Origin of the sequence: Pseudomonas orientalis (assembly GCF_001439815.1) — a bacterium.
Lineage (GTDB): Bacteria > Pseudomonadota > Gammaproteobacteria > Pseudomonadales > Pseudomonadaceae > Aquipseudomonas > Aquipseudomonas orientalis.
This window is the reverse complement of the sequence record NZ_JYLM01000012.1, coordinates 108,243-124,197: the sequence shown is the minus strand read 5'-3', so window position 1 is coordinate 124,197 and position 15,955 is coordinate 108,243. Positions and strand designations below refer to the sequence as shown.

12 protein-coding genes are annotated in these 15,955 nt (G+C 56.1%); 6 read left to right on the top strand and 6 right to left on the bottom strand.

What is annotated here, in order from left to right:
- Window positions 1-33 precede the first annotated feature (33 nt).
- The 4 genes from yidC to rpmH are packed head-to-tail and all read right to left on the bottom strand — an operon-like array spanning window position 34 to window position 2,512.
- Window positions 34-1,716, bottom strand: a complete 1,683-nt coding sequence (yidC, locus tag TU82_RS24160) for a membrane protein insertase YidC (protein ID WP_057725761.1) — start codon at window positions 1,714-1,716, stop codon at window positions 34-36.
- 2 nt (window positions 1,717-1,718) lie between these two features.
- A complete protein-coding gene (yidD, locus tag TU82_RS28350) occupies window positions 1,719-1,964 on the bottom strand; it encodes a membrane protein insertion efficiency factor YidD (protein ID WP_010207715.1) in 246 nt (81 codons plus the stop codon).
- Window positions 1,957-2,364 (bottom strand): ribonuclease P protein component, encoded by a 408-nt coding sequence (rnpA, locus tag TU82_RS28345; protein ID WP_372238030.1) that lies wholly within the window; start codon window positions 2,362-2,364, stop codon window positions 1,957-1,959. Before rnpA ends, yidD begins: the two co-directional genes overlap by 8 nt.
- Before the next feature lie 13 nt (window positions 2,365-2,377).
- Entirely contained in the window at window positions 2,378-2,512 is a 135-nt protein-coding gene (gene rpmH / locus TU82_RS28340) for a 50S ribosomal protein L34 (RefSeq protein ID WP_003213577.1), read from the bottom strand.
- 585 nt (window positions 2,513-3,097) lie between these two features.
- Here rpmH and dnaA point away from each other — a divergent pair.
- From dnaA to TU82_RS24130, 5 genes are all read left to right on the top strand, one after another.
- Window positions 3,098-4,603, top strand: coding sequence for a chromosomal replication initiator protein DnaA (dnaA, locus tag TU82_RS24150; RefSeq protein ID WP_057725760.1), 1,506 nt, complete (start codon window positions 3,098-3,100; stop codon window positions 4,601-4,603).
- Window positions 4,604-4,641: 38 nt separating this feature from the next.
- Window positions 4,642-5,745 carry a DNA polymerase III subunit beta gene (dnaN, locus tag TU82_RS24145; RefSeq protein WP_057725759.1) on the top strand — a complete coding sequence of 368 codons (1,104 nt, stop codon included), beginning with the start codon at window positions 4,642-4,644 and terminating at the stop codon, window positions 5,743-5,745.
- A 20-nt stretch (window positions 5,746-5,765) separates the two neighbouring features.
- Window positions 5,766-6,869 (top strand): DNA replication/repair protein RecF, encoded by a 1,104-nt coding sequence (recF, locus tag TU82_RS24140; RefSeq protein WP_057725758.1) that lies wholly within the window; start codon window positions 5,766-5,768, stop codon window positions 6,867-6,869.
- A gap of 4 nt (window positions 6,870-6,873) precedes the next feature.
- Entirely contained in the window at window positions 6,874-9,291 is a 2,418-nt protein-coding gene (gene gyrB / locus TU82_RS24135; protein WP_057725757.1) for a DNA topoisomerase (ATP-hydrolyzing) subunit B, read from the top strand.
- Between the two features lie 287 nt (window positions 9,292-9,578).
- The gene (locus tag TU82_RS24130) at window positions 9,579-11,516 is read left to right on the top strand and encodes a hypothetical protein (protein ID WP_057725756.1); all 1,938 of its coding nucleotides are present in this window, start codon (window positions 9,579-9,581) and stop codon (window positions 11,514-11,516) included.
- Window positions 11,517-11,632: 116 nt separating this feature from the next.
- Here TU82_RS24130 and TU82_RS24125 read toward each other — a convergent pair whose 3' ends face one another.
- The gene (locus TU82_RS24125) at window positions 11,633-12,355 is read right to left on the bottom strand and encodes a response regulator transcription factor (RefSeq protein ID WP_057725755.1); all 723 of its coding nucleotides are present in this window, start codon (window positions 12,353-12,355) and stop codon (window positions 11,633-11,635) included.
- Window positions 12,356-12,722: 367 nt separating this feature from the next.
- On the opposite strand from TU82_RS24125, the gene TU82_RS24120 reads away from it, so the two are divergent.
- Window positions 12,723-14,999, top strand: coding sequence for a CHASE2 domain-containing protein (locus tag TU82_RS24120; RefSeq protein ID WP_057725754.1), 2,277 nt, complete (start codon window positions 12,723-12,725; stop codon window positions 14,997-14,999).
- A 180-nt stretch (window positions 15,000-15,179) separates the two neighbouring features.
- On the opposite strand, the gene TU82_RS24115 is transcribed toward TU82_RS24120, so the two are convergent.
- Window positions 15,180-15,950, bottom strand: coding sequence for a lysophospholipid acyltransferase family protein (locus TU82_RS24115; RefSeq protein ID WP_057725753.1), 771 nt, complete (start codon window positions 15,948-15,950; stop codon window positions 15,180-15,182).
- Window positions 15,951-15,955 lie beyond the last annotated feature (5 nt).

The following is a 15,955-nucleotide window of genomic DNA, read 5'->3' as shown; positions in this document are numbered from 1 at the left end:
GGGGGCGTCTTGAGTGGTTATCCACAGAGTAAATTACGCCTCGGCTTTTTTGGTAGCCGCTTCGATTTTACGTGTGATGTACCACTGTTGGGAGATCGACAACACGTTGTTGACGACCCAGTACAGGACCAGGCCCGCTGGGAACCACAGGAAGAAGAAGGTGAAGATGATCGGCATCATTTTCATCACCTTGGCCTGCATTGGATCCGGCGGAGTCGGGTTCAGGCGCTGCTGGATAAACATGGTCGCGCCCATGATGATCGGCAGGATAAAGAACGGGTCCTTGATCGACAGGTCGGTTATCCACAGAATGAACGGTGCCTGGCGCATTTCCACGCTTTCCAGGAGTACCCAGTACAGCGACAGGAACACCGGCATCTGTACAAGAATCGGCAAGCAACCACCCAGCGGGTTGATCTTCTCTTTCTTGTACAGCTCCATCATGGCCTGGGACATTTTCTGCCGGTCATCGCCATGCTGTTCTTTCAACGCCGCCAGTTTCGGAGCCACGGCACGCATGCGCGCCATCGACTTGTAGCTGGCCGCCGACAGTGGGAAGAAGATCCCCTTGATCAGCATGGTCAGGAAGATGATCGAGAAGCCCCAGTTACCGACGATGCTGTGGATATGTTGCAGCAGCCAGAAGATCGGCTGGGCAATGAACCACAGGAAGCCGTAATCCACAGTCAATTCAAGACCTGGGGACAACTCTTTCAACACGGCTTGGCTTTTCGGGCCGGCGTACAGAGTAGCGCTGGTTTCTGCCTTGGCACCGGGTGCGACGGTCAACGCCGGGCCAGTAAAGCCAATGATGTAGTTACCTTGGCTGTCCTTGCGAGTTTGAACCAGGTTGGCTTCACCCTTGTTCGGGATCCAGGCGGTCACGAAATAGTGTTGCAGCCACGCTACCCAGCCACCTTGAACGGTTTCTTTCAGCGCGCCCTTGTCGATGTCCTTCATCGACACCTTTTTGTACGGCTCGTTACTTGTCCACAGGGCGGCGCCCAGGTAAGTCGCGGTGCCGGTGGCAGTGCTGGAAGAAGGATCGGAGCTGGCGTCACGCTTGAGCTGGGCAAACAGGTTGCCGCTCCAGGCTTTGTCGCTGGTGTTGTCGATCAGGTAAGTGACCTTCAAATCGTACAAACCACGGGTGAAGCTGAAACGCTTGATGTAATTGACGCCGTCGAGGCTGAATTTCAGGTCGACGTTCAACTGGTTCTGGCCATCAGCCAGTTGATAAGTCTTCTGTTCGGTCGAATAAACCGGACGACCGGCAGCACGAGCATCCGGACCATTGGTGCCGGTCAGGCCGCTTTGCGCCAGATAGGTACGTTCACCGCCGTTATCGAACAGCTGGAACGGAACATCCGGGTGGTCTTGGCGACGGGGATAAAGCGGCAGCTTCAGCTGTGCGATATCACCACCCTGCGGGTCGATAGCCAGGTCAAGCACATCCGTTTTAACGTGGATGAGGTCTTTGTTGGTGACCACTGGCGTTTCTAACGGGGCACTTGTCTCGCCATTCGCGCTGGGAACATCGGCACTCGCGGACGCATTGTTACCCAGCGGGGTGTCCGGAATAGCCGGCGCAGCCTGGTTGGTAGCAACATTCTGAGTCGGCAGGGCAGCCTGGCCGTAGTCCTGGTTCCATTTCAGGACCATGACGTAGGACACGATTGCCAGGGCGACGATCAGGATCGTGCGTTTAATATCCATGATTACTCGGCCATCGAAGAAGAACGGGAGGTAGGGATAGGCGGAACCGGGTCATAACCACCGGGATTCCACGGATGACAGCGACCTAAACGACGAAAGGTCAGCCAGCCACCGCGCAGAAGACCATGATTTTCTATGGCTTCTAACGCGTAGCAGGAACAACTGGGGTAGAAACGACAGTGGCTGGCCATCAGAGGACTAATGGCATAGCGATAAAACTGGATCGGAACGAGGGCCAGTTTACGCATCAGTGCTGTCTACCCCTACAGTTTCGGTGCTGACTGCTGGTGCTGGTTTGTGGGTACGCGCCAGACGTTTCCAGAGCTTGCCGAAATGCTGAATCAATTCGGGGTTTTCTACATCCCCCAAGCCTTTGCGCGCGACGATAACAATATCCCAACCAACCAGAGTGTCCTGGTGGAGGCGAAACGATTCGCGCATCAGACGCTTGAGGCGATTGCGCTCAACGGAGAGCTTGACGCTCTTCTTGCCGATCACCAACCCGAGACGGGGGTGATCAAGATCGTTGTTACGCGCAAGGAGCAGGAGATTTTTCCCCGGAACCTTGCCGGTGGGGGAGTCAAAGACTGCCTTGAAATGCCGGGGGGTTAGCAAACGCTTTTCCCGACTGAAGTCCTGACTCACCACCAGTACCGGATTATCAAACTGCCAGACGCGCACGACCTTTGGCGCGGCGACGCGACAGGACAGCACGGCCGTTCTTGGTAGCCATGCGAGCACGGAAGCCGTGAGTACGGGCGCGTTTGATGGTGCTTGGTTGGAAAGTACGTTTCATGGCGTTGTTACCTGGTTCGTCCACAACGGGCCGGAATGGCCCCCGTTTTAAGAGACCGGCGATTCTAGAGAAAGCAAGCCTCTAGGTCAATTTCCAACCAGCTTTTCCTTTAATTAGATATCTGGAAGGCCCCTCACCCTTTCAACCCGCTTGCCTTCCATGAGCAGTGGCATAGATATAAAAATAAAGAAGGAAGTTATTTAAAGCTTTTCTGTAAAGCTTATAAAAGCTAGGGAGGCGTTCTTCTGTGGATAACTGCCTTCAAGCCTTATTTAACGTGGTGTACAGAGGATGACAACACGGGGGAGAAACGGTGCTCTGCCTGTGCTGCGCTATCGGATAAGCTGTGTGTGGAATGGCTTGTTATCCACAGGCCGGTTACCCACAGACTTTTGCCCCTATTTGTACAACGGGCTCAGGTACGGTTATCCACAGAGCTTATTCACAGACCGCCGGTCGCCTTTTTTTCCGTTAACGCGTTGATTTTGGGTGCCCTCTGAACAACCTTCATGTGGATAAGTGGCCGGCTGACCGCTACAATGGCGGCTGTTTTTGCCTCACCGGCTTTCAACTTAGGGGATATCCGTGTCAGTGGAACTTTGGCAGCAGTGCGTGGAGCTTTTGCGCGATGAGCTGCCTGCCCAGCAATTCAACACCTGGATCCGTCCGCTACAGGTCGAAGCCGAAGGCGACGAGTTGCGTGTCTACGCGCCCAATCGTTTTGTTCTCGACTGGGTCAACGAGAAGTACCTGAGCCGCGTTCTCGAATTGCTCGACGAACACGGCAACGGCATCGCGCCCGTGCTTTCCTTATTAATAGGCAGCAAACGCAGCTCCGCACCTCGCGCTGCCCCGAATGCACCTTTGGCTGCAGCTGCATCGCATTTCCAGGCGGCATCCGTTGCTGCAGCGCCCGCGCCGACGCCCACCAAGTCGTCTGCGCCTAAAAATGCACCCGAGAACGAAGAACCGTCCCGTGACAGCTTCGATCCCATGGCTGGCGCCAGCTCTCAACAAGCGCCGGTTCGTGCCGAACAGCGCACTGTGCAGGTCGAAGGCGCGCTCAAGCACACCAGCTACCTGAACCGCACCTTTACCTTTGAGAATTTTGTCGAAGGCAAGTCCAACCAGTTGGCCCGTGCGGCCGCCTGGCAAGTGGCCGATAACCCCAAGCACGGTTACAACCCGCTCTTCCTTTATGGCGGCGTCGGCTTGGGTAAAACCCACTTGATGCACGCGGTGGGTAACCACCTGTTGAAGAAGAACCCGAATGCCAAGGTGGTCTACCTGCACTCGGAGCGTTTCGTGGCGGACATGGTCAAGGCTTTGCAGCTCAACGCCATCAACGAGTTCAAGCGTTTTTATCGCTCCGTTGATGCGTTGCTTATCGATGACATTCAATTCTTCGCGCGCAAGGAACGTTCTCAGGAAGAGTTTTTCCACACGTTCAACGCACTGCTTGAAGGCGGACAGCAGGTCATCCTCACCAGTGACCGTTATCCAAAGGAAATCGAAGGTCTCGAAGAGCGCTTGAAGTCGCGCTTCGGCTGGGGGCTGACTGTTGCCGTTGAGCCACCCGAGCTGGAAACCCGCGTCGCGATCCTGATGAAAAAGGCCGACCAGGCCAAAGTCGATCTGCCCCACGACGCCGCGTTCTTTATTGCTCAGCGCATCCGTTCCAACGTGCGTGAACTTGAGGGCGCACTCAAGCGCGTCATTGCGCACTCGCACTTCATGGGGCGCGACATCACCATCGAGCTGATTCGCGAATCCCTGAAAGACTTGCTGGCGCTGCAGGACAAGCTGGTGAGTGTGGATAACATCCAGCGAACCGTCGCCGAGTATTACAAGATCAAGATTTCCGACCTGCTGTCCAAGCGTCGTTCGCGCTCGGTGGCACGCCCGCGCCAGGTGGCCATGGCCCTCTCCAAGGAGTTGACCAACCACAGCCTGCCGGAAATCGGCGATGTGTTTGGTGGTCGCGACCACACCACGGTTTTGCACGCGTGCCGCAAGATCAATGAACTTAAGGAATCCGACGCGGATATTCGCGAGGACTACAAGAACCTGCTGCGTACACTGACTACCTGATGACGCCAGCGCAGCTTATTAAGGCAAGGGACTAGACCATGCATTTCACCATTCAACGCGAAGCCCTGTTGAAACCCCTGCAACTGGTCGCAGGCGTCGTCGAGCGCCGACAGACCTTGCCGGTGCTTTCCAACGTATTACTGGTGGTCGAAGGCCAGCAGTTGTCCCTGACCGGTACCGACCTGGAAGTCGAGCTGGTTGGCCGCGTGCAGCTCGACGAGCCCGCCGAACCTGGCGAGATCACCGTGCCGGCGCGCAAGCTGATGGATATCTGCAAGAGCCTGCCGAACGACGCGCTGATCGACATCAAGGTTGATGAGTCGAAACTGGTTGTCAAAGCCGGGCGTAGTCGTTTCACCCTCTCCACCTTGCCGGCCAACGATTTCCCGACGGTGGAAGAAGGTCCAGGTTCGCTGACCTGCAGCCTGGAGCAGAGCAAGCTGCGTCGCTTGATCGAGCGCACAAGCTTCGCCATGGCCCAGCAGGACGTGCGTTACTACCTCAATGGCATGCTGTTGGAAGTGTCCGAAGGCATCATCCGTGCGGTCGCGACTGACGGTCACCGCCTTGCAATGTGCTCGATGCGCGCCGATATCGGTCAGCCGGACCGTCACCAGGTCATCGTGCCGCGTAAAGGTATCCTCGAGTTGGCGCGCTTGCTCACTGAGCCCGATGGCAATGTCAGTATCGTTCTGGGTCAGCACCATATACGCGCGACGACCGGCGAATTCACTTTTACGTCCAAGCTGGTAGACGGCAAGTTCCCGGACTATGAGCGCGTGTTGCCTAAAGGCGGTGACAAGCTCGTACTCGGCGATCGTCAGGCCCTGCGCGAAGCGTTCAGCCGTACCGCCATCCTCTCTAACGAGAAGTACCGGGGCATTCGCCTGCAACTGGCCAATGGTCAGTTGAAAATCCAGGCGAACAACCCGGAACAGGAAGAAGCGGAAGAAGAAGTTGGCGTCGACTACAACGGTGGCAACCTTGAAATCGGCTTTAACGTGAGCTACCTGCTGGACGTGCTGGGTGTAATGACCACCGAGCAGGTTCGCCTGATTCTGTCGGACTCCAACAGCAGCGCACTGGTACAAGAATCCGATAACGACGACTCGGCTTATGTTGTTATGCCGATGCGCCTGTAATCATGCTCAGCAGAAGCTAGATGTCCCTCAGTCGCGTCTCGGTCACCGCGGTGCGCAATCTGCACCCGGTGACCTTCTCCCCTTCCCCCCGCATCAACATTCTTCACGGCGCCAATGGCAGTGGCAAAACCAGCGTGCTGGAAGCCATCCACTTGCTGGGGCTCGCCCGTTCCTTTCGCAGTGCCCGCCTTTTACCGGTGATCCAATACGAGCAACTGGCGTGCACGGTATTCGGCCAGGTCGAATTGGCCGAAGGTGGGCATAGCGCCCTGGGCATATCCCGTGATCGCAGCGGGGAGTTTCAGATCCGCATCGATGGGCAAAATGCGCGCAGTGCAGCGCAGCTGGCGGAAATCCTGCCGTTGCAGTTGATCAACCCCGACAGCTTCCGTTTATTGGAAGGCGCACCAAAAATTCGCAGGCAATTCCTCGACTGGGGAGTGTTCCACGTGGAACCGCGTTTCATGGCCACTTGGCAGCGCCTGCAGAAGGCCCTGCGGCAGCGGAACTCGTGGCTGCGGCATGGTACACTTGACGCCGCGTCACAAGCGGCCTGGGACCGGGAACTGTGCCTGGCCAGCGACGAAATAGATGAATACCGCCGTGCCTATATCAAAGCCTTGAAACCAGTCTTTGAGCAGACCTTGAGCGAGCTGTTGGACCTCGAGGGGCTGACGCTGAGTTATTACCGCGGTTGGGACAAGGAGCGCGAGCTGAGTGCAGTGCTTGCGACATCCCTGCAGCGTGACCAGCAAATTGGCCACACCCAGGCCGGACCTCAACGCGCTGATTTGCGCCTTAGATTAGGCGCTCACAATGCTGCGGATATCTTGTCCCGCGGCCAGCAGAAGTTGGTGGTGTGCGCATTGCGTATCGCGCAGGGGCACCTGGTCAGCCAGGCCCGACGCGGTCAGTGTATTTATCTGGTGGATGACTTGCCGTCCGAACTCGACGAGCAGCACCGCCGCGCGCTATGCCGCTTATTGGAAGACTTACGCTGCCAAGTGTTTATCACCTGTGTAGACCACGAATTATTGAGGGAAGGCTGGCAGACGGAAACGCCAGTCGCTTTGTTCCACGTGGAACAAGGCCGTATCACCCAGACCCACGACCATCGGGAGTGAAGGCATGAGCGAAGAAAACACGTACGACTCGACCAGCATTAAAGTGCTGAAAGGTTTGGATGCCGTACGCAAACGTCCCGGTATGTACATTGGCGACACCGATGATGGGAGCGGTCTGCACCACATGGTGTTCGAGGTGGTCGATAACTCCATCGACGAAGCTCTGGCCGGTCACTGCGACGACATCAGCATCATCATCCATCCGGACGAATCCATTACCGTGCGCGACAACGGCCGCGGTATCCCGGTAGACGTGCATAAAGAAGAAGGCGTCTCGGCGGCAGAGGTCATCATGACCGTGCTCCACGCCGGCGGTAAGTTCGACGACAACTCCTACAAAGTATCCGGCGGTTTGCACGGCGTGGGTGTTTCGGTAGTGAACGCACTGTCCGAAGAACTGATTCTGACGGTCCGCCGTAGCGGCAAGATCTGGGAGCAGACCTACGTTCACGGCGTTCCAAAGGAGCCGATGAAGATCGTCGGTGACAGTGAGTCCACCGGAACGCAGATCCACTTCAAGCCATCAGCTGACACCTTCAAGAATATTCACTTCAGCTGGGACATCCTGGCCAAGCGTATCCGTGAACTGTCCTTTCTCAACTCCGGTGTCGGTATCGTCCTTAAGGATGAGCGCAGCGGCAAGGAAGAATTGTTCAAGTACGAGGGCGGCCTGCGTGCATTCGTTGAATATCTGAACACCAACAAGACGGCGGTCAATCAGGTGTTCCACTTCAACATCCAGCGTGAAGACGGCATCGGCGTTGAAATTGCCTTGCAGTGGAACGACAGCTTCAACGAGAACCTGTTGTGCTTCACCAACAACATCCCGCAGCGCGACGGTGGTACTCACCTGGTGGGTTTCCGTTCCGCACTGACGCGTAACCTGAACACTTACATCGAAGCCGAAGGCTTGGCCAAGAAGCATAAAGTCGCCACAACCGGTGACGATGCGCGCGAAGGCCTGACTGCGATCATCTCGGTAAAAGTACCGGATCCGAAGTTCAGCTCCCAGACCAAAGACAAGCTGGTGTCTTCCGAAGTGAAGACCGCTGTGGAACAAGAGATGGGCAAGTACTTCTCCGACTTCCTGCTGGAGAACCCGAACGAAGCCAAGCTGGTTGTCGGCAAGATGATCGACGCCGCACGTGCCCGTGAAGCGGCGCGTAAAGCCCGTGAGATGACCCGCCGTAAGGGTGCGCTGGATATTGCCGGCCTGCCAGGCAAGTTGGCGGACTGCCAGGAGAAGGACCCTGCCCTCTCCGAGCTGTACCTGGTGGAAGGTGACTCTGCTGGCGGTTCCGCCAAGCAGGGTCGTAACCGTCGCACCCAGGCTATCCTGCCGTTGAAGGGCAAGATCCTCAACGTCGAGAAAGCGCGCTTCGACAAGATGATTTCCTCCCAGGAAGTCGGCACTTTGATCACGGCGCTGGGCTGCGGTATCGGCCGTGACGAGTACAACATCGACAAGCTGCGCTACCACAACATCATTATCATGACCGATGCTGACGTCGACGGTTCGCACATCCGTACCCTACTGCTGACTTTCTTCTTCCGTCAGTTGCCTGAGCTGATCGAGCGCGGCTACATCTACATTGCCCAGCCGCCGTTGTACAAAGTGAAAAAGGGCAAGCAAGAGCAATACATCAAAGACGACGACGCCATGGAAGAGTACATGACGCAGTCGGCCCTGGAAGATGCCAGCCTGCACTTGAACGACGAAGCCCCGGGCATCTCCGGTGAGGCGCTGGAGCGCCTGGTGAACGACTTCCGCATGGTCATGAAGACCCTCAAGCGCTTGTCGCGCCTGTACCCGCAGGAGCTGACCGAGCACTTCATCTACCTGCCGTCTGTCAGCCTCGAACAGCTGGGCGATCATGCGCACATGCAGAACTGGCTTGCGCAGTACGAAGTTCGCCTGCGTACTTCGGAAAAATCCGGCCTGGTCTACAAAGCCAGCTTGCGCGAAGACCGTGAACGTAACGTGTGGCTGCCGGAGGTCGAACTGATCTCCCACGGCCTGTCGAACTACGTTACGTTCAACCGCGACTTCTTTGGTAGCAATGACTATAAGACGGTCGTCACCCTCGGCGCGCAACTGAGCACCTTGTTGGACGACGGCGCTTACATTCAGCGTGGCGAACGCAAGAAGCAGGTCAAGGAGTTCAAGGAAGCCCTGGACTGGTTGATGGCTGAAAGCACCAAGCGTCACACCATCCAGCGATACAAGGGTCTGGGCGAAATGAACCCGGATCAGCTGTGGGAAACCACCATGGACCCGGCTCAGCGTCGTATGCTGCGAGTGACCATTGAAGACGCCATTGGCGCAGACCAGATCTTCAACACCCTGATGGGTGATGCGGTTGAGCCTCGTCGTGACTTCATCGAGAGCAATGCCCTGGCGGTTTCCAACCTCGATTTCTGATCAGGTTGATGGGCACTTAGTGTCGCCAGGAGGATTATTATCCCTTGGATAAAAGAGAACCCCGGCCCCAGTGCCGGGGTTTTGTTTATGTTCGGTAGAGAATCATGGGCGCGAGGAGCGCTCCTGAACTGGCACCGCATCTGGAACGCCAGCGCGAGCCTTTAATCAAACTCATGCCCGTCAAGGTCGTACATCATATGCATCGCAATTATTGGATTTAGTGGAGTAGCAGGCGCTTTGATACTAAGATCCTGCACCTCTATTTTCTGTCGACAAGGAAGCTGACGATGACTGCCTTGCCCTCCTCGCAACCCACCATGCTCCCCCGAACCGCTAGAAACATGGAACAAGCTCGCGCTATCGTGCTTGCTCGGGGATGGAAAGCTATCGGGCCACGTTTCAGCAATCTTCGCTGGGAATACGTCTATCAGGATCAGTGGGGCATCGAGCACGCTCACACGCTGAGCAGATTGCGCGATTTATCCTGTACCAGCCACATTCCGCATATCGGCGAAAAGCTCTGTCGGTTGATCTTGCGTGAGCTATTTCCAAGTCATAACTGGCTTTACAACCGTCGATATGACTGGTTGAAGGAGGCCTCGGACGGTTCTGCATTGGAGTTGGATATCTACTGCCCGGTATTACTACTGGCTTGCGAGCACAATGGCCGCCAGCATCTAACCGATCCTTTCGTGATAGCAAGAGACAAGCATAAGGTTAAAGCTTGTCAAGATAGAAGCGCGGGCAAAGTTACACTGCTGGTGGTTGAGCAGCCTACATATATTACTGTGCCAACCTATTGCGATTTGATTGGCCACGCGCTGGATACTGCGGGGGTCGGTTACGATATCGGAGTGTTGAATAAGCTGAAGTCCCTTGACGGCTCCTCGCCCTATATAAATGCGTTTATCAAGCAGTGCTATTCGGAGTTCACTGACGAAGTATTAAATTACATTAAAGGATTAGAGGGCACGCTACTCAAGGTCAACGGCCACTCATGGAAACAAGGTGGCACGTTGTCCAAGCGTAGCCAATTGCAGATCAAGCTAGCCTGCGGCCACCCCGACATTACGCCCGAAGCGGGTGCAATGTTGACTGCCGAGTCGTGGTGCAAAGGTTGTGCAATTACCGAGCACAAACGTCAGAAGTTCCAATTGCGACTGGCCGCACTTGAACCTAGGCGCGCAGACTATTCAAACATTGGCGTGGATTTGAGTAACGTTCAGCGCACGTCGGATGGGCGCGTGAACATTGTCTGTACACACTGCCTTCATCCATTGCAGCACCGTAGCTGGACATTTCTTGAAAACCTGCAAGCCGGGTGGTGTTCCACGTGCGATCGGCAAGCTCAACGGGAAAAACGCCTGAACGAGCTCGGCTGGCGGGCATTGACGACTGGGAGTGATGACAGCGAGTCGTTCCAGTGTGCTTGTACCGCGGTGTTCAATGCCACCCACAGGCAATTTTGGGAATTCGATAACCGTAGCGAATGCTGCCCGGTGGCGCGCACAGGTTCTACCGCCAACGACACGCCCGTAAAGATAACCCTTGGGCGTCTTGGCTCACTGTTAAGGTCGATCCACCCACAGGGCTACTTAATCAGCACGGCATTGACCTCGGATGACCACTACATCTGCCAGTGCGGCATACCTGGGCATCTCGAGTTCCAATTCAAGCAAAACTCGCTCACAAAGGTGGTGGCGCGTAAAGTCGTAGATGAATTGAAGCATCACGGTCTTCTTGAATCTGCGGCGCCAAAAGACATTACTCCTGCAATGACTGCACTGGTAAGTGACACTGGATTGGTTTGGGATGAGCAAGGCAACTATGCGAGCAACGCATACAAGTTTCTGACCAAATGGAAAACGCCAAAACTTGCTGAGTTGCTGCAGCAAAAGTCTGGGGCGGCATTAGTAGACGTATCGCAGTACAAGTGTCTGCACCGCAGGGACTATGGTTGTACGGCTTGTAATCCGACGGGCGTGAGAAAGAAAAAATCACTGAGCGATTATCTACAAGCGATTCAGACTATCGATCAGGCTTACAACGTGGGTCGCGTTAGCGTGCGTGAACCGACGGTACGATTGCCTGACGGCGGCAAGCTCATCGAAATTCAATGCGGTAACGCCGACCATCCGGCGTTTTCCCGTACGCTGTCCAACTGGGGTCGGATCGCAACGGGGTATTGCCTTGGGTGCAAGCGCGGAAGGCGTGACATGCGATAGCCTCGTAGGCTGGATCTAGTAAGTCGCAAAAACCGAAAGGCCAACGTAACGTTGGCCTTTTTTATGAGCGATTGTTCAGCACCAACAAATGCTCCACGTGGAACATCTGCTTTTTTTCAGCTTTCAGTCGCTGTTGCCACACTCTCCAATCGATACCCGTACCCATAAATAGTCAACAACTGCCAGCCTCTGTCAGCCGTCAATCCCAGCTTGTTACGCAAACGATAGATGTGGGTATCCAGCGGTCGAGACGAAACCATTTCTTCGTGGGTCCAGAATCGCTCATACAAATACTCGCGAGAAAGCGGGCGCGCCAGGTTGGCAAACAGGCAACTGGCCAAACGGTATTCCCGTTCGGTGAGGTTGATCGTTTTGCCGGCGCGGGTGACGGTCAGCTCGGCATCATCGAATGTCAGATCGTTGAAGCTCTGGATTTCATTACCAGCGGACTTTTGCAGCCCATGTCGACGAAGAACAGCAGTCACGCGGGCCTTGAGTTCGTTAGGTCGAAAAGGTTTGCTGACGTAATCGTCTGCCCCGCTGTTGAGCGCTGTGACGATATCGCTCTCGGCATCACGGCTGGTAAGCATGATCACGGCGGGCGGTGATTCCATGTGCTCGCGAGTCCAGCGTAACAACGCGATTCCGCTGATATCCGGAAGTTGCCAGTCGAGTATCAGCAGGTCGAAGGTTTCGCGGCGCAGTTGGCGCAGCAGATCTTCACCGCGCTCAAAGCAATGCAAGGACCAGGGCTGTTCCGATGTGCCGGGAATCTGTCGCAGTGTCTGTTCCACCCGTCTCAATTCGGCGGGCTCATCATCCAGTATCGCGACACGCATGAGTGGGTCCTTCCTGCAGAAAACGGGAGCTTAGTCAGAGGCAACCAGTACGAATACGTGCCTCTGAATCTGAATAATTATGGTCGGATACACTGAATCCGGAATCTCTCGATACGCTGATATCAACGCGCTGTAGTTCATCGAACGTCTTCGGTATCCAAGGAGAAAGATACCGGCTCCTGGCTATGAGGAAAAGGATCGATGTACGGTATGGTGATTGCCCGATACTCCAATAACACCCGAATAAGCTTCACTGGTTTCAGCACCTCTGATGCGTTTGATCGTAACCACCTGGAGGGAGACCGGGGCTTATGACACGTTTACCTGACGGTTATCGATGCCTTGTACGGCCTGCGGCGGTGGCCCTGTGAAACTATGGGGCAAAGCCGAAAAGCGCCAACCCACGCGAGCACAACTGCTGTTTCACGGGCTGGTGCGGGAGTGGCTGTTGATCGGCCTGATATTGCTGCCCTTCACTGCATACTTGTCCTTGAGCCCGGGCCTGGCCCTCAATAACCCACTCTATGACAGCCTGCGCCAGTTGACACCATTGCCGGTAGACCCACGCATTGTGCTGGTGACCATTGACGCGCCCAGTCTGGACGAACTTGGTCCATGGCCCTGGCCGCGCAGTGTGCATGCGGATCTGATCGAACGCCTCAGCGTCGCCCAGCCGGCGGCCATCCTGTTCGATGTGCTCTTCAGTGAGCTTGGCGAAGGTGCGGGTGATCAACGATTGGCCGATGCCGTGTGCAAGGCAGGAAATGTATTACTGCCCATCGTGACAGATAGCAGCGCCCGGTCCGGGCAGACGGGGGGGCCATTGTCGCCCTTGCTCAGGTGTGCCAAGGGCATCGGGCATATCAATGTCGAATCGGATAACGATGGTGTCGTGCGCAGCCTGTATCTGCGTGAGGGGCCGCCGGAAAACGCACTTCCACAGTTGGCCTGGCTGGCGTTCACGTTGAACGGGCGAATATCAGGGATGCCCGGTATGCCTAAAGACCCCAATAATCTACAGTGGCATCAGGAGCATCAAGTGCGCGTTCCTTTCACCTCTGCGGATGACCGATTCCCAAGTGTTTCCTACGCCAGCGTACTGCGTGGCGAGGTGTCTCCAGAATGGCTGCGCGGTCGACTGATTCTGGTTGGCGCCACGGCCTATGGGATGGGCGAAAGTTTCGTCACGCCGCTCTCCTCGACTCGCTCGACAGCGGGTGTAGAGATTCAGGCCAATGTGCTCAATGGCTTGCTGCAAGGGCGCAGTATTGTCGATTTGCCTGGCTGGTTGGCGGCACTGATGGCGACTTCCCTGGTTGCACTATTGCTGGGCCTGCTGCTCTATCGCCCGCGATATGCGTTATGGATGACCCTGGCCGGCATGGCCACATCGATACTTGGCTCGTGGTTGCTGCTGAGCCTTGGGCACTGGTGGTCCCCTGCGGCCTGCCTGATTGGTTTGCTGCTCAGCTATCTAATCTGGAACTGGCGACGTCTGAGTGTGATCCTCGCCTACTTCGGCTGGGAGCTCGCCCGCCTGGATAACGAACCCAAAGTCTTGCCAGAGCGGCGCCGTGCGCCAGCCAGCAAGGGCGACGTGCTGCAAGGGCGGATCTTTGCCCTGGAGCAGGCCGTCAGTCGCACGCGCGATACGCGGCGCTTTATGGCGGATGGACTGGAATGCCTGCCGGTCGCGACGCTGATCACCGACCCCCGGGGCAGCATCCTGTTGGCCAATCGCGTTGCCCGTGAGGTATTCGGCAACGACCTGGTGCGCGAAAACCTCCTCGAACAGCTCGCCGACCTCGGTTACCCGCCGCTGCATAATGGCGTGCGCCCTGCCCTGTCCGAATTGGCGTTGGTCGAGTTCCGTGATATCCACCAACGCAGCTTGCGCATGGAGCTTGCGCCCTTGCTGCCGGCCGAAGGTGACATCGCCCTTGGTTGGCTGCTGAGCCTCACGGATCTGAGCAAGGAACGCGAAGCCCAACAGCATCGCGAAACCATGCTGCGTTTCCTGTCCCATGACCTGCGTGCGCCGCATTCGGCCATCCTCGCCTTATTGGATCTGCATGAAAGTAAATCGCCCGTGTTTGGCCAGATCGAACAACAGGTCCGCCGCGCGCTGAGCCTCACCGAGTCCTTTGTGCAACTGGCGAAAGCCGAGGCTGACGGTTATCACTTCCAGCCCACCTTGTTCGCCATGCTGGTGATGGACGCTTTCGACCAGGTGGCGGTCATCGCCCAGCTCAAGGATATTCGTTTGGTTCACGATCTTGATGAAGCCGACGAAGGCATGGTGAACGCCGATCAATCGCTGCTCACTCGAGCGCTATTCAATGTGCTGGAAAATGCGATCAAATATTCGCCCTCCAACACCATCATCCGGTTAAGCCACGGCAGCGTGCAGGGCTGGTTGGAATGCCGCATCAGCGACCAGGGGCCAGGCATTGCCCCGCAGGATGTGCCGGAACTGTTCAATCAATATCGGCGCTTCGATTCGGCCCAGGGCAGCGATGGCTTGGGGTTGGGCCTGACGATGGTGAAGGCCGTGGTGGAACGCCATGGTGGGCGTGTGACCTGCGAAAGCGAGCTGGGCAAAGGCTCGACTTTTATCCTGCGGCTGCCGCAGTTGGACGATTGAAAAGCGATTTTTTCGCTGTGCATAAAAAACCGGTCACAAGGACCGGTTTTTTAATGAGGAAAAAACTTATGCACGGTTTTAGCTGTTTTATAAGCTTCAGAAATATGTATCTAAATCAGCTAGTTATGAATGAAAAACGCCAATTTTCCAACAATCCGTACACAGGTTATCCACAGAAGCTCAAACAACCGGTGTATCGATCACCACCGGCTCCGGCGGCAGTGAACCCATGGCCCGTTGCTGCGCTTCATTCCATGCTGCGGCGCGATCATTCAAGGCGGCAATGGCGCGTGGACCTTCGCCCTCTGCATACATGGGTTCTCCGATCACCACGGTAATGGTGCCTGCGCGTTTGGCCCAACCGGTCTTGGGCCAGAACTTGCCGGCGTTATGGGCGATCGGCAACACCGGCAGGTTGGCGTTGACCGCCAATGCAGTGCCGCCTCGCGAGAATTTGCCTACGGTGCCATAAGGCACACGCGTACCCTCGGGAAAGATCAGCACCCAAACGCCATCCTTGAGCAGTTCGTCGCCCTTCTTGGCGACATGCTTGAGCGCCGCCTTGGGATTGTCGCGGTCGATCGCAATCGGACGCAGCATCGCCATAGCCCAGCCAAAGAACGGCACGTACAGCAGTTCACGCTTGAGCACCTGGCTCAGGGGTGAAAAATACGCCGAGAGGAAGAACGTTTCCCAGGTGCTTTGGTGGTTCGAAAGAATCACGCAAGGCTGTTCCGGGACGTTTTGCGCGCCCTTGATCTCGAAGCGAATGCCCAGGAACACCTTGGACAGCCACAGCGCACAGCGGCACCAATACACATTGATAAAGCGATAGCGCGCCTTGAACGGCAGGAAAGGTGCAATAAAAAAGCTCAGGGTGCACCAGAGAAACGAACTGGTGCCCAGCAGCAGGTAAAAGAAAAAGGTTCTGATGGCCTGCAAGATCGACATGGCGG

Coding starts and splice junctions, on each gene's coding strand:
- yidD (WP_010207715.1), bottom strand. CDS start 1,964: ATGCGTAAACTGGCCCTCGTTCCGATCCAGTTTTATCGCTATGCCATT.
- recF (WP_057725758.1), top strand. CDS start 5,766: ATGTCCCTCAGTCGCGTCTCGGTCACCGCGGTGCGCAATCTGCACCCG.
- dnaN (WP_057725759.1), top strand. CDS start 4,642: ATGCATTTCACCATTCAACGCGAAGCCCTGTTGAAACCCCTGCAACTG.
- rpmH (WP_003213577.1), bottom strand. CDS start 2,512: ATGAAACGTACTTTCCAACCAAGCACCATCAAACGCGCCCGTACTCAC.
- TU82_RS24125 (WP_057725755.1), bottom strand. CDS start 12,355: ATGCGTGTCGCGATACTGGATGATGAGCCCGCCGAATTGAGACGGGTG.
- TU82_RS24115 (WP_057725753.1), bottom strand. CDS start 15,950: ATGTCGATCTTGCAGGCCATCAGAACCTTTTTCTTTTACCTGCTGCTG.
- yidC (WP_057725761.1), bottom strand. CDS start 1,716: ATGGATATTAAACGCACGATCCTGATCGTCGCCCTGGCAATCGTGTCC.
- TU82_RS24130 (WP_057725756.1), top strand. CDS start 9,579: ATGACTGCCTTGCCCTCCTCGCAACCCACCATGCTCCCCCGAACCGCT.
- gyrB (WP_057725757.1), top strand. CDS start 6,874: ATGAGCGAAGAAAACACGTACGACTCGACCAGCATTAAAGTGCTGAAA.